The organism is Catellatospora vulcania (assembly GCF_009720385.1).
In the GTDB taxonomy this organism is placed as follows: domain Bacteria; phylum Actinomycetota; class Actinomycetes; order Mycobacteriales; family Micromonosporaceae; genus Catellatospora; species Catellatospora vulcania.
The window spans coordinates 638,130-659,900 of record NZ_ML769302.1 but is presented as its reverse complement, the minus strand read 5'-3'; the positions used below and the strand labels follow the sequence as shown (position 1 = coordinate 659,900).

The following is a 21,771-nucleotide window of genomic DNA, read 5'->3' as shown; positions in this document are numbered from 1 at the left end:
GTATGAGCATCATGAAGAAGATGCGGACGCGGAGCCGCAGCGCCGAGCAGATCCACCTCGAGCGCACCCACGCCGAGCGCGCGCACCGTCGCCGCGCCGCGGAACTGGGTGACCCCATGGCAGCCGTCTTCGTACGCCTGCACTGAGACGTTTCTCCTCCTCCAAGAGCGTTGCGGCCCCTGTCGCGCCATCCGGCGACAGGGGCCGCAATGCGTCGCGGTCCTGGCAGGCCACCGACGTGAACCCACCTCCCGTATTCCGGTCGCGCGTGAGTACCGGTACGGTGGGCACGGCCGCCACCCCTCGGCTCCTGACCCCTGCGCTCCTTCCGCACGGTGTCGCCCCAGGGCTGGCGAAAGAGAGGGAGGCGTGCGCGTATGACGTCCGAGGCACCGCAGCAGTCCGGCTGGCCGCCGGCTGACGCAGCCGAACGCAACAACGGGTTCGGCTTGTTCGAAGCGCCGCCGGCGCCCGACGAGTTCCCGGTCTTCACTCCGTACGGCAGCGCGCCGGAGGAGTCTTTCCCGCCGGACTCGGTTGCCGGCCAGGCCCCGCCGGCGTTCACGGGATTCCCCGCCGAACCCGCGGCCGCGGCGACGACCGGCGACGAACCGCCGTACGTCCCGGCCCCGGCCGTCGTGCCGATCCCGGGGGTCCGCCACGAGATGTCGTCGTCGTTCGCGGCGCACGAGCCGTTCGTCTCCTCGGCTCCCCCGGCCGAGCCGGACTGGTCGACGCCGTCGGCCCAGCCCGACTGGGCCACGTCGCAGGACTGGTCCACCCCCGCCGAGCAGCCGTGGCAGGCCGAGCCCGCCGCGGAGCAGCCCTGGCAGCCGGCCGCCGCCGCGCCCGCCGCGGAGCAGTGGCCCGACTACTCCGACTTCGGCCAGCCGCAGGAGCAGCCGCCCGCCGCTCCCGCCTACGAGCCGCAACCGGCCGAGCCGGCCAGCTCCTCGGTCTCCTGGGCCGCCTTCGCCGCGGGCGAGTCGCCCAAGCCCAGCGCCCCGTCCGGCCCGTGGACGCCGCCGCCCGCGGTCGCCGCGCTGATGGACCCCGAGCCGGAGGCCCCGGCCGCGCCGGCCTACGAGCCGCCGCCCGCGTACGAGCCGGCCCCGCCGCCGTACGAGCCCGCGCCGTACGCGCCGACCTCGTCCTACGAGCCGACGCCGTCGCCCTCCTACGAGCCCGCCTCCTACGAGCCGGCGCCGTCGTATGAGCCCGCCCCGTCGTATGAGCCCGCGCCGTCGTACGAGCCCGCGCCGTCGTACGCGCCCGCGCCGTCGCCGGCCTACGAGCCTGCCTCGTCGTACGAGCCGTCGCCGTCGCCGTCGCCGTCGTACGAGCCCGCATCGTCGTACGAGCCCGCATCGTCATACGAGCCGACGCCGTCGCACGAGCCCGCGTCATCGCCGTCGTACGAACCGGCCTCGGCCTACGAGCCCGCACCGTCCTACGAGCCGGCCCCGTCGTATGAGCCCACGGCCCCGGCTGCGCCGGCCTACGAGCCGGCCGCGGCTCCGGTGAGCACGCCGCCGACCGCCGGTCCGGTGAGCACGCCGCCCGCGCCTACGACGCCGGTGAGCACGCCGCCGGCCATCCCGGTCACGCCGCCGCCGTCGGTGGCGCGCGCCTCCGCCGGGGTCGCCTCCGTGTCGGTGCCGACCGCCAGCCGGGTGAGCCCGGCCGAGGATGTGCCCGCTTCGATGCCCAAGTCCCAGGGTCGGGTGTACGGCTCCGCCACGGTGTCCGCGCCCGTCGAGCCGGAGACTCCGGCGGCCGCGCCGACGTCGCCGCCGCCCCCGCCCCCGGCGCGGCCTGCGGCCGGTGCCGCGCGGGCCACCGCTCGGGTGACCGTGGCCGGCGCCCAGCCCGTTCCGGCGGAGCCGCACGCCGCCCCGCCGATCGCCCGTTCGTCCACCGTGTACGGCGCGCCTGCACGTCCGGCCGAGCAGCCCGCTCCGCCTGCCCCCGAGCAGGCCGGACCGCAGGGTGGCGCCCCGGCGCCGGCTCAGCGCCAGCCCCGCCAGCACGCGTTCGGCGATCTGCTCCAGCCCGCCGGGGCTCCGCAGGCCGCCGCCGTACCTCCGGCCGCGCCGCCGGCTCCGGCCGGCCCGCCGCCGTCGGTGTACGGCGCACCGCCCTCGTCGCCGCCCGGTCCGCCGGCACGCGGCCCCATGCAGCCGCCGGGCCGTCCGTCCGGTCCTCCGCCTGGCGCGGGCTTCGTGCCCGGCCAGCGCCCGCCGATGGACTCGCCGCCGCCCCTGGCCCAGGACCAGTCGAAGTTCGACAAGTTCAAGCCCGACGAGACCGGCACCGGCACCGGCGCCGTCGAGATCAAGCCGGTCCGCACCGGCCGCGTGATCATCATGGTGGTCGTGGGCTGCGCGCTGCTGCTCGCGGTGGCCTTCGGCGTCCTGATCGGCGTGCAGAAGCTGCTCAGCGGCGGCGAGCAGGATCCGACGTTCGGCGTCGGGGACTGTCTCAAGCAGTCGGGCGGCCTGGCCGTCGCGGCCGTCTGCACGGAGCCGCAGACGTACAAGGTCGTCTCGGTCGGCGACAGCAAGGAACAGTGCACGGACAAGACGCAGCCGCACGTCACCGTCGGCAGCAAGGTGCTCTGCCTGGTGCCCAACAGCGCGGAGGGCGGCCAGCCGTCCACGGCTCCGTCGGAGCCGGCGGCCACGCCGACCCCGTGACCTCGCCGAACTCGTAAGTGACGAAGGGCCCTGTGGTGGTGACCACAGGGCCCTTCGTCTCGTCCGCTCGGCGGCGGTCGTAGTGATGGTCACACCCGGTCCGGGCCCCGGCGGGGCGTGTCGCATGATTGGCAGATGGCAGAGGTACGAGTGCGCGCGCCTGAGCTGCGCGGCCGGGCATGGCTGAACACCGGTGGAAAGGACCTGAAGCTCGCGGATCTCCGCGGCAAGATCGTCCTGCTCGATTTCTGGACCTTCTGCTGTATCAACTGCCTGCATGTGCTCGACGAGCTGCGCCCGCTCGAGGAGCAGTACGCCGACGTGCTCGTGATCATCGGGGTGCACTCGCCGAAGTTCGAGCACGAGCGCGACCCGGTGGCGCTGGCCGCCGCGGTGGAGCGCTACGGAGTGGACCACCCGGTGCTTGACGACCCGACCATGGACATGTGGCAGCAGTACGCCGCCAAGGCCTGGCCGACCCTGTCGGTGATCGACCCCGAGGGCTACGTGGTGGCGAACATGGCCGGCGAGGGCCACGCCGAAGGCCTGCGCCGGCTGCTGGACCAGCTGATCGCCAAGCACGAGGCGAAGGGCACGCTGCACCGCGGCGACGGCCCGTTCGTGGCCCCGCCGCCGAGCGACACCCTGCTGCGCTTCCCCGGCAAGGCGCTGCCGCTGCCCGACGGCACCGTGCTCGTCTCCGACTCGGCCCGGCACAGCCTGGCCGTGCTCGACCGGGACCTGTCTGCGGTGCGACGGCGCGTCGGCACGGGCGCGCGCGGGCACGCCGACGGCGGCCCCGAGCAGGCGAGCTTCTCCGAGCCGCAGGGCGTGTGCCTGCTGCCGCCGGACGTCGCCGCCCTGGTCGGCTATGACGTCGTCGTCGCGGACACGGTGAACCACCTGCTGCGCGGCGTACGCCTGGACGACCTGGCCGTGACGACGGTCGCCGGCACCGGCAAGCAGTGGCGGTCCAGCCTCGACGACCACGCCCACGACGCCCGTGCCATGGACCTGTCCTCGCCGTGGGACGTCGCCTGGTACGACGGCAAGGTCATCGTCGCCATGGCGGGCACGCACACGCTGTGGTGGTTCGACCCGGTGAAGCGGACCGTCGGCCTGTACGCGGGCACCACCGTCGAGGCGCTGCGCGACGGCGCGCTGGACCAGGTGTGGATGGCGCAGCCGTCCGGCCTGTCCACCTCGCCCGACGGCCGCCGGCTGTGGCTCGCCGACTCGGAGACCAGCTCGCTGCGCTGGATCGAGGACGGGCAGATGCACACCGCGGTCGGGCAGGGGCTGTTCGACTTCGGGCACGTGGACGGCCCGGCCGAGCAGGCGCTGCTGCAGCACCCGCTGGGTGTGTGCGCGCTGCCCGACGGCTCGGTGCTGATCGCCGACACGTACAACGGCGCGGTCCGGCGCTGGCAGGACGGCACGGTGTCCACCGTGGACAGCGGACTGGCCGAGCCCAGCGACGTCGTGCTCGACGCGGACGGCAGCGTGATCGTGGTCGAGTCGGCCGCGCACCGGCTGGTCCGGCTGGCCGCCACCACGGCCGGCGTGGTCGACGGCGGGCGGCACAAGGTCGAGCGGCCGCCGTCGCCGCTGGCTGCCGGCACGATCACGCTGGACGTCATCTTCACGCCCGCGCCGGGCCAGAAGCTGGACCGCAGCTTCGGCGACCCGACCCGGCTGGAGGTGTCCGCCTCTCCGCCCGAGCTGCTGCTCGAAGGGTCCGGGGTGACCACCGACCTGTCCCGCAAGCTGGTCCTCAACCCGGCGGTCCCGCAGGGCGTGCTCCAGGTCGTGGCGCAGGCGGCGACCTGCGACGCCGACGCCGAGTACCCGGCCTGCCACCTGACCCGTCAGGACTGGGGCGTGCCCGTCGTCATCACGCCCGACGGCCTTGACCGCCTTCCCCTCATCCTGCGCGGCCTCGACGCCTGACCTCCGCCCCGACTCCCGCGGCGCAACTCTTAAGCTTCGACCCCCACCTGGCCCCGACTTTTAGGAGTCGCGGCCACGGTGGGTGGGGGGTCAGGAGAGGAAGGGGCGCAGGCGGACGTCGGCGTACTGGAGGGCTTCGCGGACGGCGCGGGCGAGGGCGACCGCGCCGGGCGTGTCGCCGTGCAGGCAGATGGAGTCGACGGCGTGCGGCAGCACCGTGCCGTCCAGCGCGATGACCCGCTGGTCCACCGCCATCAGCAGGGCGCGGGCCACCACCTCCTCCTGGTCGGTGATGACAGCCCCGGGCTTGCTGCGCGGGAGCAGGGTGCCGTCGGCCCGGTAGGCCCGGTCGGCGAAGCCCTCCGCGTAGACCGGCACGACCGCGTCCCCGGCCGCGGTCGCCAGCGGCGAGCCGGGCGCGCACAGCACCGGCAGCGCGGTGGCCTGCGCTGCCTCGACGATCGCGTCGATGTGCGCGGTCGCGTGGTAGAGCGCGCCGTGGGGTTTGAGGTAGCGAACCCGGGCGCCCTCGGCCGCGGCGAGCGCCTGCAGCGCCCCGACCTGGTAGATGATCTCGTCGCGGAGCTGGTCTAGGTCGTACTCGATGAACCGGCGGCCGAAGCCGGCCAGGTCGCGGTAGCCGACCTGCGCGCCGACGGTCACGCCCTGCCGCGCGGCCAGCTCACAGGTGCGGCGCATGGTCGCCGCGTCCCCGGCGTGGAAGCCGCAGGCGACGTTGGCGCTGGTCACCACGTCGAGCAGGGCCTCGTCGTCACCGAGTTCCCAGCGGCCGAAGCCCTCGCCGAGATCAGCGTTGAGATCCATGGAAGAACACCCTAGTGCCTGGACGCGCCTGCGCGAGCAGCCCGAGATCGGCGGGATGGACCACCGCGACGACCGGGTAGCCCCCGGTGGTCGGGTGATCGGCGAGGAACACCAGCGGCCGCCCGTCGCCGGGCACCTGGACCGCCCCGGCCAGCAGGCCTTCGCTGGGCAGCTCGCCGGTCACCGCGCGGGCCAGCGGCGGCCCGTCCAGCCGCACCCCGATCCGGTCGCCCTGGCCCACCGTGTACGCATGTCGCAGCAGCTCACCGGGGTCGCTGAACCAGTCGTCGCGCGGACCGCGCCGCACCCGCAGCCGGATCTCGCCGCCCGGCATGGTCGCCGGAACGAAGTCGACCGCGAACGGTCCCGCTCCGGACGCCGGCATCGCCCCGGTTTCCGGACCGCGGACTTCAGGGCTGACGGCGTCGCGGGCGGGGGGCGCGGCGGCGCGCCTCGCGTCGCCTGCTCCGGGCAGCACGCTGCTTGCGGCCCGCGCACCGGGGTCGCCCGGTCCGACCGGCAGGATCCGGCCGGTGTTCAGTGGCTCGGGGCCGATGCCGGAGAGGGTGTCGGTGCTGCGGGAGCCGAGCACGGGCGCGACCGCGATGCCGCCCGACACGGCCAGGTAACTGCGGATGCCGTACCGCGGGAGTCCGATCGCGAGGCTCGAGCCTGCGGGCAGCCCGAAGGCCACCCCGTAGGGCGCCGGGCGGCCGTCGACCGACAGTGGCGCGGCCGCGCCGGTGAGCGCGCACCAGACCGACGTGTGGGCCCGCAGGGCCGCGCCGCCGTAGGTGAGCTCGATCGCGGCACAGCTCTCCGGGTTGCCGACGAGCCGGTTGGCCAGCCGCAGCGCCGCGATGTCGAGCGCGCCGGACCGGGACACCCCGAGTTCGGCGTAGCCGACCCGGCCCAGGTCCTGCACGGTCGCCAGCGGCCCCGGCGCCAGCACCTCAAGCATCGGTGAACCTGACCGACGTGCCCGGTGCGAGCAGCGCGGGCGGCTCCCGGTCGAGGTCGAACAGGACCAGCTCGGTGCGGCCGACGAGCTGCCAGCCGCCGGGTGAGCTGCGTGGATAGATCCCGGCGTACGGCCCCGCGAGCGCGACGGATCCTGCCGGCACCCGGGCCCGCGGGCTGGCCAGTCGGGGTAGCCACCGCCGCTCGGGCAGCCCGGCCAGGTAGCCGAAGCCGGGCGCGAACCCGCAGAACGCGACCGTGAACTCGGTCTCCCGGAGCACCCGCGCCGGGTCGGCCTGCCAGGCCGAGGCGACGGCGTCGAGGTCCGGCCCGTCCCAGTGCACCGGGACGTCCAGGCGCGACGGCGGGGCGGGCGGGGCCGCCGAGGGTGTGAGGTCGGTCCAGCGCGGCTCGCCCCGCACGCCGCGCAGCAGCACGGTTCGTGCCGCGGGCACGATCTCCTCGCACGTCAGCTCGCCGCGCTCGCGGGCGGCGCGCAGCGTGCGGAACCACGCCGCCGGGTCGTCGACCTCCAGCAGCAGGCCGTCCCAGCCGTACCTCCTGACCAGCACGTCCCAGATGTTACCGGCCTCACGCCCAGAGGCTACGCGCGAGTAACCTACGGTGCCGTAGCCTAGGGGGCATGACTGGCACAGCCACCCCGCAGCGCCTGCGCCCCGTCGACATCGGCAAGCCCCGGATGCGCGGCTGGCTGCACGCGTACGCCTTCTTCGTCGCGCTGGTCTGCGGCATCGTCCTGGTGTCCATCGCCGCGTTCCGGCCAGGCAGCACACCCGTGATCAGCGTCGCGGTCTACAGCATCACCGTCTGCGGGCTGTTCGGCGTCAGCGGGCTCTACCACCGGCGGGTCTGGAGCGAACGCGGCTACCAGACCATGCGGCGGCTCGACCACGCCATGATCTTCATCTTCATCGCGGGCACGTACACGCCGTTCTGCCTGCTCCTGCTGCCGCCGGGCAAGGCCGCGCTGCTGCTGGCGCTGGTCTGGGCGGGCGCACTGGGCGGGGCGGCGATGTCGCTGATCTGGCCGCACGCGCCGCGCTGGGTGTCCGCGCCGCTCTACCTCGCGCTGGGCTGGGTCGCCGTCGCCGTGCTGCCCGACATCCTGCACAACGGCGGCGTCACCGCGCTAGTCCTGCTCATCGTCGGCGGCCTGACCTACAGCGTCGGCGCCGTCTTCTACGCGCTGCGCCGCCCCAACCCCTGGCCGACCGTCTTCGGCCACCACGAGTTCTTCCACGCCTGCACCCTGCTCGCCGCGATCTGCCACCACATAGCCATCTACTTCGCCCTCTTCGCCTGACCCACCGCCTTCGCCCCGCGGACCGCCCGCCAGCCCGCCGGCGCCCCGCCGGCCCGCCGGCCCGCCCCGGCGCAACTCTTAAGGAGTCGCGGACTCAACGGCCCTCGGAAGCCGCGACTCTTTAAGAGTTGCGGCAGGGGAGCGCAGGGGAGCGCAGGGGAGCGGCGGGTCAGGCGCGGGCGGTGTGGGCGGCGACGAGTTTGGCGGTGTCGGTGACGGGCCAGTCGGACTCGGGCTGGTGGACGGCTATGCCGCAGGTGCGCAGGCCGTCGGAGTCGACCTCGCCGCCGCCCGTGTCGAGCAGTTCGGAGAGCTGGGAGATGGTCGGGTTGTGCCCGATGACGAGGACCGTGCGGAACTCCGGTTCCACGGTCCGGATGAGGTCCATCAGGTCGTCGGGCGCTCCTTCGTACAGCTGGCGTTCGTAGCGGACCACCGGCGACCCGGCGCCGGCCAGCGCGACCGCGACCCCGTGCCAGGTCTGGCGGGTACGCCGAGCAGGCGAGCAGAGCACGAGGTCGGGCACGTATCCGTGGTTGACCAGCCACGCGCCGGCCGTGGCGGCATCGGCGTGCCCGCGGTCGGTGAGCGGGCGATCGGTGTCGGACAGGCCGACCGGGCGGTCGGCCTTGGCGTGACGCAGCAGCACCAGAGTGCGTGGGCGCGTTGCGGCGCCGGTCAGCGGAGCCATGAGCCCAGCTTGCCGCAAGCGGCGCGGTTGCGCATCCCAACTTCGGCGATAACAACCCGGGCACCCGGCCGACCCGCGGATACGGGAACGGCGCCCCCGCTGCTGCGGAAGCGCCGTTCACCTATTCGTGGGATGGGCGCGGGGCGTGGCCGGGGCCGCGTCCCGTGGGGTCAGAAGGAGGCCTCGTCCAGGTCCATGGCGTCGAGCGTGGCCAGCTCGACGATGCGCCGGTCGGAGCCCAGCCGCGGCAGCACCTCGCGCGAGAAGAAGCGGGCGGTGGCCACGACGCCGTTGTAGAAGGCCTCGTCGCTGCCCGGCTCGCCGGACAGCTTGCGCAGCGCCACCTCGGCGCGGCGCAGCAGCAGCCAGCCGACGACCAGGTCGCCGATGGCGAGCAGCAGGCGGCGGGAGTGCAGGCCGACCTTGTACAGCGCGCGCGGGTCGTCGCCCTGCGACTCGGCCAGCCAGCCGGTGAAGGTGCCCAGCATCGCCTGCACGTCGCCCAGGGCGGCGGCGAGCGATACCCGCTCCTCCTTGAGCTGGCCGTTGCCGGACTCGTTGGTGAGGAACTCCTGGATCTCGCCGGCCACCGACATCAGGGCCCGGCCGTTGTCCCGCACGATCTTGCGGAAGAGCAGGTCGAGGCTCTGGATCGCGGTGGTGCCCTCGTACAGGGAGTCGATCTTCGCGTCGCGGACGTACTGCTCCAGCGGGTAGTCCTGCAGGAAGCCCGAACCGCCGAAGGTCTGCAGCGACTCCGAGCCCAGCAGCTCGAACGCGCGCTCGGAGCCGCAGCCCTTGACCAGCGGCAGCAGGAAGTCGTTGATCGCCGAGGCCCGCTTGGCGGCCTTCTCGTCGCCCGCCGCGGTGGCGATGGCGACCCGGTCCTGCCAGTACGCGGTGTACGCGACCAGAGCGCGCAGGCCCTCGGCGTACGACTTCTGCAGCAGCAGCGAGCGCCGCACGTCCGGGTGGTTGGTGATGGCGACCCGGGGCGCGGTCTTGTCCGTCATCTTCAGCAGGTCGGCGCCCTGCACCCGCTCCTTGGCGTAGTCCAGCGCGTTGAGGTAGCCGGTCGACAGCGTCGCGATGGCCTTGGTGCCGACCATCATGCGGGCGTTCTCGATGATCAAGAACATCTGGCGGATGCCCTCGTGCACCTCGCCGACGAGCCAGCCCTTGGCCGGGACGCCGTGGCCGCCGAAGGTGGTCTCGCAGGTCGTGGAGACCTTGATGCCCATCTTGTGCTCGACGTTGGTGACGAAGACGCCGTTGCGCTCGCCCAGCTCGCCGCTCTCGGCGTCGAAGTGGAACTTCGGCACCACGAACAGGGACAGGCCCTTGGTGCCCGCAGCGTGGCCCTCGGGGCGGGCCAGCACGTAGTGGATGATGTTGTCGGACATGTCGTGCTCGGCCGAGGTGATGAAGCGCTTCACGCCCTCGATGTGCCAGGAGCCGTCCTCCTGCTTGACCGCCTTGGTGCGGCCGGCCCCGACGTCCGAGCCCGCGTCGGGCTCGGTGAGCACCATCGTCGAGCCCCACTTCTTGTCGACGAACAGCTCGGCCCACTTCTTCTGCTCGTCGGTGCCCTCCAGGAAGAGCACGTGCGCGAACGACGGGCCCGAGCCGAACATCCAGACCGGCGCGTTCGAGCCGAGCACCAGCTCGGCGAACGCCCAGGTCAGGGTGCGCGGGGCGGAGCTGCCACCGAGGGCGGGCGGCAGGTCCAGGCGCCAGAACTCCGAGTCCATCCAGGTCTTGAAGGACTGCTTGAAGCTCTCCGGCATGGCCACGGTGTAGTTCGCCGGGTCGTAGACCGGCGGGTTGCGGTCGGCGTCGGCGTAGCTCGCGGCCAGGTCGACGCGGGCCATGCGATCGATCTCGCTCAGCACGCTGCGCGCGGTGTCGGCGTCGATGTCGGCGAAGTGGCCCTCGCCGAAGGGCGTGTCGAAGACCTCGAACAGGTTGAACTCAAGATCCCGCAGGTTGCTCCGGTAGTGGCTCATTCTTCCCGCCCTCAGCGCATTCAGTTACCGACCAGTAAGTCCGACTCTATTACTCACCAGTAACCACCGGCAAGCGAACTGCCGAGAAGTTCACATCACACCAGTGGGTCCAAGATCGCTGTTTACGGCCAGAAATTGCGGTCACGCACCACTTTCCGACCGCAAACAGCGATCTTCGCCCGCAACCCGCCAGGACATAGTCCCCAAAACGGACATAAGCAAGCCACCACGCCGCGCCGCGCAACCTTTCCGCATCGACGTCGTTCTTCCGGGTGACGCGCGGGCACCCTCGCCCCGCCGCCACAGGGGAGGAAGAAAAGATGATCGAGAACCTGCGCAAGCTGCTGTTCGAGCCCCGCTACCCGGTCCGCTACATCGGCCGCCACCGGGCCCCGAGCGCGCTGCCGGCACTGACCCTCGCGGTCCGCCGCAACCGGTCGACCTCGGTCGCCTAGTTCGTCGCGCCGAGTTCCCAGCTGGGCACCGGCAACGGGGTGGGCTGCGACGGGCCCGCGTACTCCATCAGGATCAGCGCGATGTCGTCGTCGAGCCGGTTGTGCACCCATTCCATCAGTGCCGACTCGACCGAGGCCAGTCCGTCGCCCACGGTGCCGTGGCCGAGCAGCTTCCAGGCCCGCTCGGTGATCGGGAAGAACTCGCCGTCGCGTCGCGCCTCGGCCAGGCCGTCGGTCAGCATCAGCAGCCGGTCCCCCGGCTCCAGCCGCTCCACCCGGCTGCGGACCACCGGCATGAAGCCCAGCGGCGGCGCCGGCGAGGGCGGATCAAGGGTGATCACCTCGCCGCGCCGGATCAGGATCGGGGCCGGGTGGCCGCAGTTGACGATGGTGAGCGTGCCGCCGCGCTCCTCGACCAGGCACGCCGTGACGAAGTCCTCGTCGCCCACGCTGCGGGCCACGGCCCGGTCCAGGTCGGCGACGATGGCACGCAGGTCGGCCCGTTCGAAGGCGACATGGCGGTACGAGCCCAGCACGATGCTCGCCGTGCGCACCGCGTCCAGGCCCTTGCCCCGCACATCACCGATGATCATGCGCACGCCGTACGGGGTGTCCAGCGCCTCGTACAGGTCGCCGCCGATGTCGGCCGCGGCGGTCGCGGAGATGTACCGGCCCGCCACCGCCAGCGTGCCCACCTTCGGGCCAAGGGGCCGCAGCACGGCCTGCTGCGCGATGGTGGCGAGCTTGGCCAGCTCGGCGATGCGTTCGGCCTGCCGCTGCCGGACCACCGCGACCAGCGCCGCGATGCCGGTCGCCAGACCGATGCCGATGACGTTGATGAACGCGGACAGGTCGTCCTGGCTCATCCCGAAAAAGGCGAAGACCGTGCCGACCGCCGTCGCGACGCCCCCCGCGACCAGCACGGCCTGCCACGGCGCGAACACCGCGGCGAGGAACGGCACCGTCGCCATGAGGCCGATGAAGCGCGCCTCACGGCCGTCGGCCAGCTCCACGGCGCTGATCAAAAAGAGCAGCACGAAGGCCGCGCCGAGTCCGGCGCGGAATCCAGGGCTTAGCGGGCGGCCGCCCGACAGGGCAAGTGGTATGCGTACGGCAACCAGCATGCCTGATCAACTCCGCCACACCGCTCAGATTGTCTCGTCGGCGGACCGCATTCTGTACGGTCGGATGAGACGGTCTTTCACGTTTTTTCAGAAACTGTTTGGCTGGTTTTGGAAACGGGCAGCGTCCGGGTACTTTCCGCCATCCGGCGGAGTCTCGACTCAGGCGGCCGGGCTCAGGCCGTCGGCCACGTGCGCCAGTTGAGGTACGACCGCGACGCCGTCGGGCCGCGCTGTCCCTGATACCGCGAACCGTTCACGCTGGAGCCGTACGGGTGCTCGGCCTCCGACGACAGCCGCAGCACGCACAGCTGGCCGATCTTCATCCCCGGCCAGAGCCGGATCGGCAGCGTCGCCACATTGGACAGCTCCAGCGTCACGTGCCCGGAGAAGCCCGGGTCGATGAAGCCGGCCGTCGAGTGCGTCAGCAGGCCCAGCCGGCCCAGGCTCGACTTGCCCTCCAGCCGCGCCGCGAGCTGGTTGCCGAGGGTGACCACCTCGAGCGTCGAGGCGAGCACGAACTCGCCCGGGTGCAGCACGAACGGCTGCCCGTCCTGCACCTCGACCAGCGTCGTCAGGTCGTCCTGCTGCTCGGCCGGGTCGATGTGGGTGTACAGGTGGTTGTTGAAGACCCGGAACAGCCGGTCCAGCCGGACGTCGATGCTCGACGGCTGCACCAGGCTCGGCTCGAACGGCTCCAGCTCCAGCTGGCCGGACTTGATCTCGGCCACGAGGTCCCGGTCGGATAGCAACACGCTGGGGAGCCTACCTTCCGGCGGCGCCGCGCCGCGATTTCGCCGCCCCGGCCCGTCCGAACGGGCGGAATTCTCCGCTCCGCCGCAGCCCACGAGCGCTTCTTCCGCCGGCGATCACTCGATGGGGGACGTACCGCGTGTCTCGATAGCGATCTCGAACATGTGTTCGATAAAGTCCCGCTCATGGCTACCTGGACCGAATTCGCCGCCGCCACGCCGTGGCTGGCCTCGTCGATCCGCGCCCTGCTGCACCAGTACGGTCCGGGCATGGGCTACCTGGCGACCGTACGGGCCGACGGCGGGCCGCGGGTGCACCCCGTCTCCCCCATCGTCACCGACGAGGGCCTCTACTGCTTCGTGATCGACTCACCGAAGCGGCGCGACCTCGAACGCGACGGGCGCTACGCCCTGCACGCCTTCCCCGCCGAGGACAGCGACGTCGAGGCGTACGTCAGCGGCCGCTCCTACCCCGTCACCAGCACCACCATCGTCGAGCGCCTCGTCCGCCGGCACCGGGCCGCGCCCACCCTCGACTGGCGGCTGTACGAGCTCACCGTCGAGTCGGCGCTGCTACACCGGCACGAGGCCGGCGCATACCCGCACACCTGGCGCGACCCGGCCGCGGGCAGGAACGGGCCGGCGCACGAACGCCGGCCCCGCAAACCGTTCCTGCAGCTAGTGGCGGCGTGAACGAAGTACGCGGCGAACTGCCGCGGTTACCTACGTGCACGTGACCCGTGACGTCAGGTACAGTGGTGGCCGCTCGCGGGTGTAGTTCAATGGCAGAACATCAGCTTCCCAAGCTGACAGTGAGGGTTCGATTCCCTTCACCCGCTCCACGAAGAAAAGCCTGGTAGGACACGAGTCCTGACCAGGCTTCTCTATTCCTCACGATCACGTCTCCCCGCCAGACCGGTCAGCCGACGTGCAGCACGAAGGCCTCGTGATCCCCGAGCGCGGCTATCTGATCCCGCAGAATCTCCAGGCCCTCGCGCGCGGCTGTGCCGGCTTCCTCGAACCCGTAGCCCATCTCTTCGAAGTGCTGAAGCAGCTCCTGATCGCTGTGCACGGCGGGATCCAACTGCGGTAGGTGCACCTTGTGCGTCGACGTCATCAGCACCGTCAGGTTGTACGAGGAGTTGATGACGTCGCTCTCGGTCCCGTACTCGGATTCGAACAGGTCAACACCCCGGTCGCTGAGGTACGTCAGCAGGTACAGCATGCAGTAACCCGACCAGCCGTAGTCATCCCCGAGCTCTCGGCCGACTGTGCGCAGCGTGTCCCCCGGCAGCTCGTAGTCACCGTCGGCCACATCCTCGAACGTGACATCCGGTCTCGCATCAAGTGCGGCGGCGAGTTCGGCCGCGGCCACCAGCCTGGCGATGTGCGCGCGGTCGAGGACGTAGAAACTTGCTATCGCGGACACTTGTCCTGCACCTCAGTCCTCATCATGATCGGGCGAGTGCCGACACGGTACAGGCTGACTGCCTGGGCTCCTCCGCCCCTGACCCGGGCTGCCGCCGGGCCTGGTGCCCGCTCACTAGTCCAGGGTCGCGCCGCTGTGGCAGTGCGCCGTGGTGCGTATGCCCAGCGGGACGGAGTCGGTGGCGAAGCCGGTGACGAACACGGCCGCCAGGACGAGCGCCCCGACGAGCCCGCCGACCGCGAAGTCACGTGACTCCGGCGCGTCGGTTTCGAAGAGCGTGGACAGGCTGCCCAGGAACACGATGGACCAGGGAACCACGCCCAGGAAAGCGGCGGTGAGGTACCACGCCTGTGCGCAGTTGCCGAAGTCGGACCGGCTCAGCAGGTACACCAGCGCTGCCGGAGACAGTCCGACCAGGACACCTGAACTCCGTCGCACCCATCTGGCCGCCCCCATGCGGCGAGGCTATGACATCCGGCCCGATTCGTGGGGGCAGCGGCCGCCGGCCTGGGACGTTCCTTCGCCCGGTTCAGCCTGCCAGCACCTCGGACAGCGTCGCGGGCTTGAGGCCGCGCTCGGCCAGCCCTTTGAGGATGTGCGGCAGGGCCTCGTCGGTGAAGCGGGCGTTGGCCTCGGTGACGTGCAGGATGATCACGGAGCCGGGCTTGACCTTCTTGAGCACCGCGTTGACGATCGGCCGCCAGTCGGTGGCGAACGGGTCGCCGCTGACGACGTCGCCGTCGACGACGGTCAGGCCCAGCGAGGCCATCGCGCGCAGTGCGGCCCGGTCGTGGCACAGGCCGGGGAAGCGGAAGTAGCGGGTCTGGCGTCCGCCGTACCGTTCGATGATTTTGAAGGTCTTCGCGACGTCCTCGGTCATCGCGGCCGAGGGGATGCGCGGCAGGTCGTAGCAGTCGGCGGTGAACGCCTGGTGGCCGAAGGTGTGGTTGGCCAGCTCGAAGCGCGGATTACGGGCGAGGCGTTCGGTCAGCTCCGGGTAGCGCTGCACCCACTTGCCGGTCAGGAAGAAGGTGGCCGGGATCTTGTCGCGCTCCAGCATCTCGATGATCCGGACGTTGGCGTACGACTTGACGTTGCCGTTCTTGAGCTGGGCCAGCATGCGGTCGGTCATGTCCGCGTCGAAGGTGAGCGCGACCAGGTCGCCGGTGCGCGGGCCGTGGTCGACCACCGGCGGCAGCAGCCCGGCCTTGGTCTGGCCGGGGCGGCCCGGGGCGGCGCTCGGCGACGCGGTGACGCTAGGCGTGGGCGACGGCGCAGCCGGGGACGGTGCGGCGGCGCTGCTGGTGGGCGGGGGTGCCACGAAGGTCGGCTCGTCCGCCTCCGCCCCGCACGCGGCCAGCAGGACGGCGGCCACGGCGCACAGGGCGGGCACGGCGGAGGGGAGACGCACGCGGCAATGATGGCAGGTGGAGCGCCTCCCCTGTCGCCCTAACCCGAAACCTTCTCAGCGCAGCAGCCGGCCGGCGATCTTGCGACCCTGCTCGGTCCACGGTGCGGGGCGGCCGGTGCGGTCCATCTTCACCATGACGCGGCGGCCGTCGGCGAAGACCGTCGTGCCGTCCTCGGACAGGAACCGGAAGCCGTACACGGCGCTGGTCTCGCCCATGCTGTCCAGCCAGAACTGGACCTTGATCGGGCCGGTGCCGCGTACCGGCGCGTGGTAGGTGATGGCGAACTCGCGTACCGCGGCGATCATGTCGGGGCTGCTCGGCGCCCCGTCACGGAAGCCGTAGCCGTGCTCGGCCCAGAACTCCGACATGGCCCGTTCCAGGATCAGGGCGTAGCGGGCGTTGTGCATGATGCCGACGATGTCGAGGTCGTCGATGTGTACGACGGCCCGGCGGACCGTGCCGGTGGTGGCGTCGAGCGTGGCGGTGGTCATCTGGGGCCTTTCAGTGGTGCGGGAGCAGGTCGGGGTCGGTGGCGAGGCCGCGCAGGCGGGCGAGCACGGCTTGGCGGGCGTCGTCGAGGCTGCGCGCCAGCAGGCGTGAGTGCAGCAGCGCCGCGACCCCGGCCGCGTCGACCTCGAAGGCCAGCCGCTGGGGTACCGTGTCCGCGGGCAGCTCGCCCAGCTCGACGGCCTCGGTGACCAGGCGCTCCAGCAGCGTGATCCACTCGCCGAGGACGACGGCGAGCCGGTCGGGCACTGCCCCGGTGCGGCCGGTGGACTCGAACTCGGCGTTGGCGAAGAAGCAGCCGCCGGGGAGCACTCGCTCGCTGTAGAAGGCCAGGCGGGACTCGTGCAGCGCGAACAGGCGGCGCACCCCGCGGGGTACGTCGAGGGCCGGGCCGACGACGCGGCGGGCCCACTGGTCGCGGGCGTGCTCGATCGCGGCGAGCTGCAGCTCCTCCTTGGAGGACCAGTGCGCGAAGAGCCCGGACTTGCTGACGTGCAGGCGGTCGGCGAGCTGGCCCAGGGACAGCCCGTCAAGCCCTGCCTCGCTGGCCAGCGCCACGGCGGCGTCGAGCACCGCGGTGCGGGTGCGCTCGCCGCGGGCCAGCCGGCCGTCTGTTCCGGTCATGGGTGCCAGGGTATAAAAAAGACCGATCGGTCGTACGGTTTTGTGAGGCGCCTCACGAGATCGCGCCTGTCGCCGCAGCTCAGCACCACCGAGCCGACGGGAAGGGCATCTTCCGCATCGCAAAGCGAGGGATCGAGCTGCTGCTCGTCTCGCCGACGCGAGCTGACGATGCCCTTCCTCGGTTCAGGGGGTGACGAGGTTGAGGTGGCGGGTGCCGGTGGCGATGGTGATGCGCTGGCCCCAGGCCAGCACGAGGTGGTCGGATTCGACGCCGTCGGCGAAGGCGACGAGGCGCTCGCTCTCGCTGGTCAGGGTGAGGCGCTGGCCTGCGCCGATGCGGCCGGCGGTGAGTTTCGCACCGGTGGCCGGCGAGGGCCACGCCTCGCGGACGAACCAGCACAGGTCGGCGGCGTCCTGGCCGGGCAGCGTGTTCGCGAGGTTGCGCATCAGGGCGACCGAGGCGCACCAGCCGGTGGCGCCGGTGCCTGTGCCCACCAGCACCCCTGACGACGAGTGCCGTTCCTGCTCGCCCTGCGGCGTGGTGATGACGTAGCGGGACGACTGGTGGGTCTGGTGGCCCACGTAGATCTCGTTGAGGCCGGCAAGCTGCTGGCCGTCGTCGAGAGTGGCGACCGCCATCGCGCGCGACTGGGTGGCGGCGCGGCCCGCGAGCACGGCGGGCAGCAGGTCCGCCAGGTCGCGGGCGGCGAACCGGGCGAGCACCCCGGGGTTGCGGTCGGGCTCGGGGTTCACGCCGAGCACCGGCTGCCCGGCCAGGTACTTCGCCACGTTCGCGACCAGGCCGTCCTGCCCGACGGTGACCACGATGTCCTCGGCGGCGAACAGGAAGCGGGACAGGTCGTCGCGGTGCACCTGCCCGCGCCGCCAATCCGCCGGCACGGCGGCGCTGACCGTCGACAGCGCCGCCTCCTGCGCGGCGTGGCGCGCCTCCACCTCGGCGATCTCCCTCCCCCGTTCCCTCAGGAAGTACGCCGCGGCGGCGCGCGTGCCGTGCCGGCCCAGCAGCTCGTCGAGCTCGCTGCGCCGGGACACCACGACCACCCGCGGGGCCAGCGTCGCGCTCATGACTCCTCCTCGCTGCTCGCTCAGCGGTCCGACGAGCCCGCGCCGAAGCGCGACAGCAGGCCCGTGATGACATCGGGAGTGACCGTGAGCTGGCCGATCTCGGGCAGCTGACCGGCCAGCTCGCGCAGCGCCAGGCCCTGCAGCACCTCGGGGCGCAGGTCCCGGTATGCCGCGAGCTTGGCCGCCTCCGCCTCGCCCTGGGCCACGCCGAGGGCCCGGACACCGGCGGCCTTGGCCTCGGCCAGGAGCTGCTCCTTCTCCGCCTCGGCGGCGTTGAGCAGCTTCTCGCGCTCGGCACGGCCCTGTGCCTCGACGAGCTGCGCGGAAGCGACCAGCTCGGCCTTGCGGCGGGTGTTGGCACCGTTCTGCTCGACCAGCTGCTGCTCGCGCCGGGCCAGCTCGATCTTGTTCTGGAGCTCGTTCTCGGCGATGCCGCGCTCCTGCTCGACGGCCTGGGCTCGGCGGGCGAAGGTGGCCCGGTCGGCTTCGACCTGCACCGCCTCCCGGGTCGGGGTCTGCAGGGCGCGCTCCAGCTCCGGCTCGGGCCGGATCGCCACCACGCGGGCGCTGACCACCTGCACGCCCAGGTCGGACAGGCGCGGCTCGTTGCCCAGCGCGACCGACACCGCCTCGCGGACCGCGGCGACCTCGGTCAGCGCCTGGGCCAGCGGGAGCTTGGTGAGCAGGTCGAGCGCGGGCTGCTGGGCGAGCTCGGCGAGCAGGGTCGCGATCTGGTCCAGCGGGCGGGCGCGGGCCTTGCCGAGGTACGGGTCGATCGAGAAGTCGAGCCGGCCGACCGCGACGGCCGGGTCGGCTACCCGGTAGGTCACCGTGGCCTGCACGGTGACGTCGGTGAAGTCGCTGGTGCGGGCGTGGAACAGCAGGGGCAGTTCGCGGTCGTCGACCGGCACCTCGCTGAGCACGGCGGTCAGCGGCCGGTACCAGAAGGCCAGGCCGACGCCTTCCCGCTTGGCCTGGCCGCGCACGCTGTGGCGCACCCAGTTCGTCGGCGTGCTGCGCAGGTGGCGCATGAAGAAGCGCTTGGACACGTCAGCCATCGTGATCGTTCTCCTTCGGAGGATTCCCCGGTCCCTTTTTCGTCAAGATGACGATAAGCTCCGTGATACATTCTCGTCAAGGTGGTGATAAATCAGATGGCCGACTTTCCCGCGTGCTTCGTCACAGCTGACCTGGTGGTGCTGACGGTGCAGGACAACGAGTTGCGGGTGCTGCTGGTGCGGCGGGGCATCGAGCCCTACCGGGGGGTCTGGGCGCTGCCCGGCGGCTTCGTGCTGCCCGACGAGGACCTCGACGCGGCCGCGGTACGCGAACTGCGGGAGGAGACCGGGCTGACCGCGCCGGTGGGCCACCTCGAACAGCTGGCCAGCTACGGCGCACCCGGCCGGGATCCGCGCGGCCGGGTGGTGACCGTGGCGTATCTGGCACTGCTGCCGCACCTGCCCGCCCCGGTCGCGGGCAGCGACGCGGAGGGCGCGGCCTGGGCGGCGCTGCCCGTCGCAGACCTGGCCTTCGACCACGCGCGCATCCTGGCCGACGGCGTCGAGCGCGCCCGCGCGAAGCTGGAGTACTCCCCGCTGGCGACGGCTTTCTGCCCGCCCGAGTTCACCATCACCGAACTGCGCGAGGTCTACGAGACGGTCTGGGGCGCGCGGCTCGATCCCCGCAACTTCCACCGCAAGGTGACCGGCACCCCCGGCTTCGTGGAACCCGTAGGCCGCAGCATCGCCGCCGAACGCGGCCGCCCGGCCCAGCTCTTCCGCCGCGGCCCCGCCCGCCTCCTCCACCCGCCCATGCTCCGCCCCACCCCCTGACCCCTCCCGCGCCCGCGACTCCCCTGCCGCAACTTTTAAAGAGTCGCGGCCTCGGAGGGTGTCCGAAGCCGCGACTCTTTAAAAGTTGCGCCGGGGTGGGGGTCGGGCCGGAGGCCCGGGGGCGGGGTCAGGCGGGCCCGGGTTCAGGCCGGGCCCGGGGTCAGGCGGGGCGGCCGAAGCTGTGGATGGGGGCGGCGTCCATGCGGCGCATGGCGATGGGTTTTCCGGTCTGGGAGGCGTGGACGATCCAGCCGTTGCCGGCGTACATGCCTACGTGGTGCAGGTCGTTGTAGTAGAAGACCAGGTCGCCGGGTTTGAGGTTGGCGCGGGTGACCGACTTGACGGCGGCGCGCTGGGATCTGGCGTTGTGCGGCAGGGAGACGCCGGCCTGCGCCCAGGCGGCCTTGGTCAGGCCCGAGCAGTCGAAGGTCGACGGGCCGTCGGTGCCCCAGCCGTACATCTTGCCGATCTGGCGGCAGGCGAACTGGACCGCCTTACCGGCGGCGCCACCGGGATACGTCGTCGGGCAGGGCACGGGCGCGAGCTTGCCGATGCCGGAGCCGGAACCGTACGCCTGCAGCCGCAGCTTGTTCAGCTTGGCGATCTCCGCCTCGATGGCCTTGGTCCGCGTCCCCTGCTCAGCCTCCGTCTTGGCCAGCTGCGCGATGGTCTCGTCCAGCGGCTGTTTCACGGCGTCCAACGAGGCCTTCGCCGTCATGGTGTCGGCGATGCGCGCCTTCTTGTCGTGCGCCAGCTGGTCGAGCACGACCAGCCGCTCGGCCATGGCGGTGGCGTCACCGCTGCGCAGGAACGCGTTGACCTGGGCCAGGGTGCCACCGCGGTAGAGCTGGTCGGCCAGCACGCCGATGCGGGCGCGGGTGACGGACACCTGCTGCTCCAGGGGCGCGAGCTGGGCGGCCAGCTCGTCGGCCTTCTTGCGCTGCTTGGCCAGCTTCGACTTGGTGGCGTTGTGCTCTTCGATGACCGGTTCCAGCTTGTCCCACTGCTCGTCGATCTGTTTCTCGATCTCGGCAGGGGTCGGGCCGGCTTGGGCCTGCGCGGCGGGCGCGAGCAGGGCGAGAAGGACGACGGCGACCGTCATGAGGCCGCGCCGTATGCGTGGTGCGCTGGGGAGCCCCGCGTCGTGGGGCCGATTATGGCTACACACGGGGATTCACGTTAGGCAAGACCGTTACAAGAACGCAATTCCGTCGATGCCGTCGCGTGTCACCTGGGGCTCTATCCGATCGCGACGAACAGGTCGTCGAGCGTGCCGTGGAACTGGTCGTTGTTCGGGGCGACGCCCTTGCCGCCGATACGCAGCGGGGCGTCGTTGGAGATGGCCAGGTCAGCGGGGATGGTGGCCTCGCCCTGCGGCACCCCGTCCACGGAGATGCGCAGCACGGCGCCGTCGCGGGAGCACTCGACGGTGTGCCAGCTGCCGTCGGCGACACCCTTCGTGGCCTGCGCCACGTTGATGACGTTCTTGCCGTTCTGCGGACCGGCCACGACGCAGGAGGGGATGCCCTTGACCCCGTCGACCTGCAGCTTGAACTGCGTGCCGAACTGCGAGTAGCCCTTCTGCAGCACGTTGGCGCCCTTGCTCGTCTCCTCCGGGGCCATCAGCACGGCCGCGCCCCAGCGGAACGCGCGCAGGCCGGGGTTGAGCGCCGGGCTCGCGCCGGCGTCGAGGATCGCGCGGGGGCACTGCTTGTCGTCCTTGCTCGCGCACGGGCCGGGGAAGCGCACCGCGAAGTCGCCGTCGCGCGGCACGAGCGAGACGTCGCCGCCGGTCTGGCTCTCCTCGCGCACCGCGAGGGTGCCGGCATCCGAGCCGACCACGCGGGCCTGCTCCAGGCCGTTCTTGAAGTCGAACACCACGCCTTCGCCGATGACCGGGGCGGACGGGCTCGGGGCCGCGGCGCTGGGGCTCGGGGCCGCGGAGGCGGACGGCGACGGGGTCGCGCTGGGAGCCTCGGGCTCGTCACCGCTCAGCCACACCACCAGGACCGTGCCGACCACCGCCAGCAGGACGAGTCCGGCAATGATCGCGGGCCACCGCTTGATTCCCATTCGCACATGTTTACCAGAGCTCCGCACG

The 21,771-nt window shown here is 72.0% G+C and carries 23 protein-coding genes and 1 tRNA gene; 8 read left to right on the top strand and 16 right to left on the bottom strand.

Annotated features, from left to right (window positions below):
* Positions 1-20: 20 nt before the first annotated feature.
* From F6W97_RS41195 to F6W97_RS07320, 3 genes are all read left to right on the top strand, one after another.
* Positions 21-146 (top strand): hypothetical protein, encoded by a 126-nt coding sequence (locus F6W97_RS41195; RefSeq protein ID WP_269059668.1) that lies wholly within the window; start codon positions 21-23, stop codon positions 144-146.
* Between the two features lie 231 nt (positions 147-377).
* The gene (locus F6W97_RS07325; protein WP_155369339.1) at positions 378-2,696 is read left to right on the top strand and encodes a hypothetical protein; all 2,319 of its coding nucleotides are present in this window, start codon (positions 378-380) and stop codon (positions 2,694-2,696) included.
* Between the two features lie 135 nt (positions 2,697-2,831).
* Positions 2,832-4,646 (top strand): NHL domain-containing thioredoxin family protein, encoded by a 1,815-nt coding sequence (locus F6W97_RS07320; protein WP_155369338.1) that lies wholly within the window; start codon positions 2,832-2,834, stop codon positions 4,644-4,646.
* 90 nt (positions 4,647-4,736) lie between these two features.
* Here F6W97_RS07320 and F6W97_RS07315 read toward each other — a convergent pair whose 3' ends face one another.
* Genes F6W97_RS07315 through F6W97_RS07305 form a run of 3 tightly spaced genes read right to left on the bottom strand, consistent with a single transcriptional unit; the run spans position 4,737 to position 7,003 of the window.
* Entirely contained in the window at positions 4,737-5,471 is a 735-nt protein-coding gene (locus tag F6W97_RS07315; RefSeq protein WP_155369337.1) for a LamB/YcsF family protein, read from the bottom strand.
* Positions 5,455-6,432: a 5-oxoprolinase subunit C family protein gene (locus tag F6W97_RS07310; protein ID WP_155369336.1), complete on the bottom strand. Its 978-nt coding sequence runs from the start codon at positions 6,430-6,432 to the stop codon at positions 5,455-5,457. Before F6W97_RS07310 ends, F6W97_RS07315 begins: the two co-directional genes overlap by 17 nt.
* Positions 6,425-7,003, bottom strand: coding sequence for a 5-oxoprolinase subunit B family protein (locus F6W97_RS07305; protein ID WP_155369335.1), 579 nt, complete (start codon positions 7,001-7,003; stop codon positions 6,425-6,427). The genes F6W97_RS07310 and F6W97_RS07305 overlap by 8 nt, the downstream gene beginning before the upstream one ends.
* Before the next feature lie 71 nt (positions 7,004-7,074).
* Here F6W97_RS07305 and trhA point away from each other — a divergent pair, with 71 nt between their 5' ends.
* Entirely contained in the window at positions 7,075-7,755 is a 681-nt protein-coding gene (gene trhA, locus F6W97_RS07300; protein WP_155369334.1) for a PAQR family membrane homeostasis protein TrhA, read from the top strand.
* Between the two features lie 169 nt (positions 7,756-7,924).
* Here trhA and F6W97_RS07295 read toward each other — a convergent pair whose 3' ends face one another.
* Positions 7,925-8,437, bottom strand: a complete 513-nt coding sequence (locus F6W97_RS07295; protein ID WP_155369580.1) for a SixA phosphatase family protein — start codon at positions 8,435-8,437, stop codon at positions 7,925-7,927.
* Positions 8,438-8,616: 179 nt separating this feature from the next.
* A complete protein-coding gene (locus F6W97_RS07290; protein WP_155369333.1) occupies positions 8,617-10,452 on the bottom strand; it encodes an acyl-CoA dehydrogenase in 1,836 nt (611 codons plus the stop codon).
* A gap of 320 nt (positions 10,453-10,772) precedes the next feature.
* On the opposite strand from F6W97_RS07290, the gene F6W97_RS41190 reads away from it, so the two are divergent.
* On the top strand, positions 10,773-10,907 hold the full coding sequence (locus F6W97_RS41190) for a hypothetical protein (RefSeq protein ID WP_269059667.1): 135 nt from the start codon (positions 10,773-10,775) through the stop codon (positions 10,905-10,907).
* Here the strand turns inward: F6W97_RS41190 and F6W97_RS07285 are convergent.
* Entirely contained in the window at positions 10,904-12,031 is a 1,128-nt protein-coding gene (locus F6W97_RS07285; protein ID WP_155369332.1) for a PP2C family protein-serine/threonine phosphatase, read from the bottom strand. The genes F6W97_RS41190 and F6W97_RS07285 overlap by 4 nt on opposite strands.
* 173 nt (positions 12,032-12,204) lie before the next feature.
* Positions 12,205-12,783, bottom strand: coding sequence for a dCTP deaminase (gene dcd, locus F6W97_RS07280; RefSeq protein WP_155369331.1), 579 nt, complete (start codon positions 12,781-12,783; stop codon positions 12,205-12,207).
* 183 nt (positions 12,784-12,966) lie between these two features.
* Between dcd and F6W97_RS07275 the strand changes: the two genes are divergently transcribed.
* Both F6W97_RS07275 and F6W97_RS07270 read left to right on the top strand, forming a co-directional pair.
* Positions 12,967-13,473 carry a pyridoxamine 5'-phosphate oxidase family protein gene (locus F6W97_RS07275; RefSeq protein ID WP_230686470.1) on the top strand — a complete coding sequence of 169 codons (507 nt, stop codon included), beginning with the start codon at positions 12,967-12,969 and terminating at the stop codon, positions 13,471-13,473.
* A 75-nt stretch (positions 13,474-13,548) separates the two neighbouring features.
* Positions 13,549-13,622, top strand: a tRNA-Gly gene (locus F6W97_RS07270).
* A 77-nt stretch (positions 13,623-13,699) separates the two neighbouring features.
* Here F6W97_RS07270 and F6W97_RS07265 read toward each other — a convergent pair.
* The 7 genes from F6W97_RS07265 to F6W97_RS07235 all read right to left on the bottom strand — a co-directional run bounded on the left by F6W97_RS07265 (position 13,700) and on the right by F6W97_RS07235 (position 18,896).
* Positions 13,700-14,209 (bottom strand): hypothetical protein, encoded by a 510-nt coding sequence (locus F6W97_RS07265; RefSeq protein WP_155369330.1) that lies wholly within the window; start codon positions 14,207-14,209, stop codon positions 13,700-13,702.
* Between the two features lie 114 nt (positions 14,210-14,323).
* The gene (locus F6W97_RS07260; protein ID WP_155369329.1) at positions 14,324-14,665 is read right to left on the bottom strand and encodes a hypothetical protein; all 342 of its coding nucleotides are present in this window, start codon (positions 14,663-14,665) and stop codon (positions 14,324-14,326) included.
* 73 nt (positions 14,666-14,738) lie between these two features.
* Positions 14,739-15,620, bottom strand: coding sequence for a polysaccharide deacetylase family protein (locus tag F6W97_RS07255; protein ID WP_230686469.1), 882 nt, complete (start codon positions 15,618-15,620; stop codon positions 14,739-14,741).
* A gap of 54 nt (positions 15,621-15,674) precedes the next feature.
* Entirely contained in the window at positions 15,675-16,112 is a 438-nt protein-coding gene (locus F6W97_RS07250) for an acyl-CoA thioesterase (protein WP_155369328.1), read from the bottom strand.
* Between the two features lie 10 nt (positions 16,113-16,122).
* A complete protein-coding gene (locus F6W97_RS07245; RefSeq protein ID WP_155369327.1) occupies positions 16,123-16,752 on the bottom strand; it encodes a TetR/AcrR family transcriptional regulator in 630 nt (209 codons plus the stop codon).
* 183 nt (positions 16,753-16,935) lie between these two features.
* Entirely contained in the window at positions 16,936-17,838 is a 903-nt protein-coding gene (locus F6W97_RS07240; protein WP_155369326.1) for a diacylglycerol kinase catalytic domain-containing protein, read from the bottom strand.
* A 20-nt stretch (positions 17,839-17,858) separates the two neighbouring features.
* Positions 17,859-18,896 (bottom strand): SPFH domain-containing protein, encoded by a 1,038-nt coding sequence (locus tag F6W97_RS07235; protein WP_155369325.1) that lies wholly within the window; start codon positions 18,894-18,896, stop codon positions 17,859-17,861.
* A 96-nt stretch (positions 18,897-18,992) separates the two neighbouring features.
* Here F6W97_RS07235 and F6W97_RS07230 point away from each other — a divergent pair, with 96 nt between their 5' ends.
* On the top strand, positions 18,993-19,670 hold the full coding sequence (locus F6W97_RS07230) for an NUDIX hydrolase (RefSeq protein WP_155369324.1): 678 nt from the start codon (positions 18,993-18,995) through the stop codon (positions 19,668-19,670).
* A gap of 160 nt (positions 19,671-19,830) precedes the next feature.
* Here F6W97_RS07230 and F6W97_RS07225 read toward each other — a convergent pair whose 3' ends face one another.
* Together F6W97_RS07225 and F6W97_RS07220 are read right to left on the bottom strand one after the other, a co-directional pair.
* Positions 19,831-20,772, bottom strand: a complete 942-nt coding sequence (locus F6W97_RS07225; RefSeq protein WP_155369323.1) for a C40 family peptidase — start codon at positions 20,770-20,772, stop codon at positions 19,831-19,833.
* Between the two features lie 137 nt (positions 20,773-20,909).
* Positions 20,910-21,743 carry a LamG-like jellyroll fold domain-containing protein gene (locus F6W97_RS07220; protein WP_155369322.1) on the bottom strand — a complete coding sequence of 278 codons (834 nt, stop codon included), beginning with the start codon at positions 21,741-21,743 and terminating at the stop codon, positions 20,910-20,912.
* Between the last annotated feature and the right edge of the window lie 28 nt (positions 21,744-21,771).

Bases quoted from the DNA above. Each gene is read 5' to 3' on its own strand.
- F6W97_RS41195 (WP_269059668.1), top strand. From the start codon at position 21: ATGCGGACGCGGAGCCGCAGCGCCGAGCAGATCCACCTCGAGCGCACC.
- F6W97_RS07325 (WP_155369339.1), top strand. From the start codon at position 378: ATGACGTCCGAGGCACCGCAGCAGTCCGGCTGGCCGCCGGCTGACGCA.
- F6W97_RS07320 (WP_155369338.1), top strand. From the start codon at position 2,832: ATGGCAGAGGTACGAGTGCGCGCGCCTGAGCTGCGCGGCCGGGCATGG.
- F6W97_RS07315 (WP_155369337.1), bottom strand. From the start codon at position 5,471: ATGGATCTCAACGCTGATCTCGGCGAGGGCTTCGGCCGCTGGGAACTC.
- F6W97_RS07310 (WP_155369336.1), bottom strand. From the start codon at position 6,432: ATGCTTGAGGTGCTGGCGCCGGGGCCGCTGGCGACCGTGCAGGACCTG.
- trhA (WP_155369334.1), top strand. From the start codon at position 7,075: ATGACTGGCACAGCCACCCCGCAGCGCCTGCGCCCCGTCGACATCGGC.
- F6W97_RS07290 (WP_155369333.1), bottom strand. From the start codon at position 10,452: ATGAGCCACTACCGGAGCAACCTGCGGGATCTTGAGTTCAACCTGTTC.
- F6W97_RS41190 (WP_269059667.1), top strand. From the start codon at position 10,773: ATGATCGAGAACCTGCGCAAGCTGCTGTTCGAGCCCCGCTACCCGGTC.
- F6W97_RS07285 (WP_155369332.1), bottom strand. From the start codon at position 12,031: ATGCTGGTTGCCGTACGCATACCACTTGCCCTGTCGGGCGGCCGCCCG.
- F6W97_RS07275 (WP_230686470.1), top strand. From the start codon at position 12,967: ATGGCTACCTGGACCGAATTCGCCGCCGCCACGCCGTGGCTGGCCTCG.
- F6W97_RS07260 (WP_155369329.1), bottom strand. From the start codon at position 14,665: ATGGGGGCGGCCAGATGGGTGCGACGGAGTTCAGGTGTCCTGGTCGGA.
- F6W97_RS07250 (WP_155369328.1), bottom strand. From the start codon at position 16,112: ATGACCACCGCCACGCTCGACGCCACCACCGGCACGGTCCGCCGGGCC.
- F6W97_RS07245 (WP_155369327.1), bottom strand. From the start codon at position 16,752: ATGACCGGAACAGACGGCCGGCTGGCCCGCGGCGAGCGCACCCGCACC.
- F6W97_RS07240 (WP_155369326.1), bottom strand. From the start codon at position 17,838: ATGAGCGCGACGCTGGCCCCGCGGGTGGTCGTGGTGTCCCGGCGCAGC.
- F6W97_RS07235 (WP_155369325.1), bottom strand. From the start codon at position 18,896: ATGGCTGACGTGTCCAAGCGCTTCTTCATGCGCCACCTGCGCAGCACG.
- F6W97_RS07230 (WP_155369324.1), top strand. From the start codon at position 18,993: ATGGCCGACTTTCCCGCGTGCTTCGTCACAGCTGACCTGGTGGTGCTG.
- F6W97_RS07225 (WP_155369323.1), bottom strand. From the start codon at position 20,772: ATGACGGTCGCCGTCGTCCTTCTCGCCCTGCTCGCGCCCGCCGCGCAG.
- F6W97_RS07220 (WP_155369322.1), bottom strand. From the start codon at position 21,743: ATGGGAATCAAGCGGTGGCCCGCGATCATTGCCGGACTCGTCCTGCTG.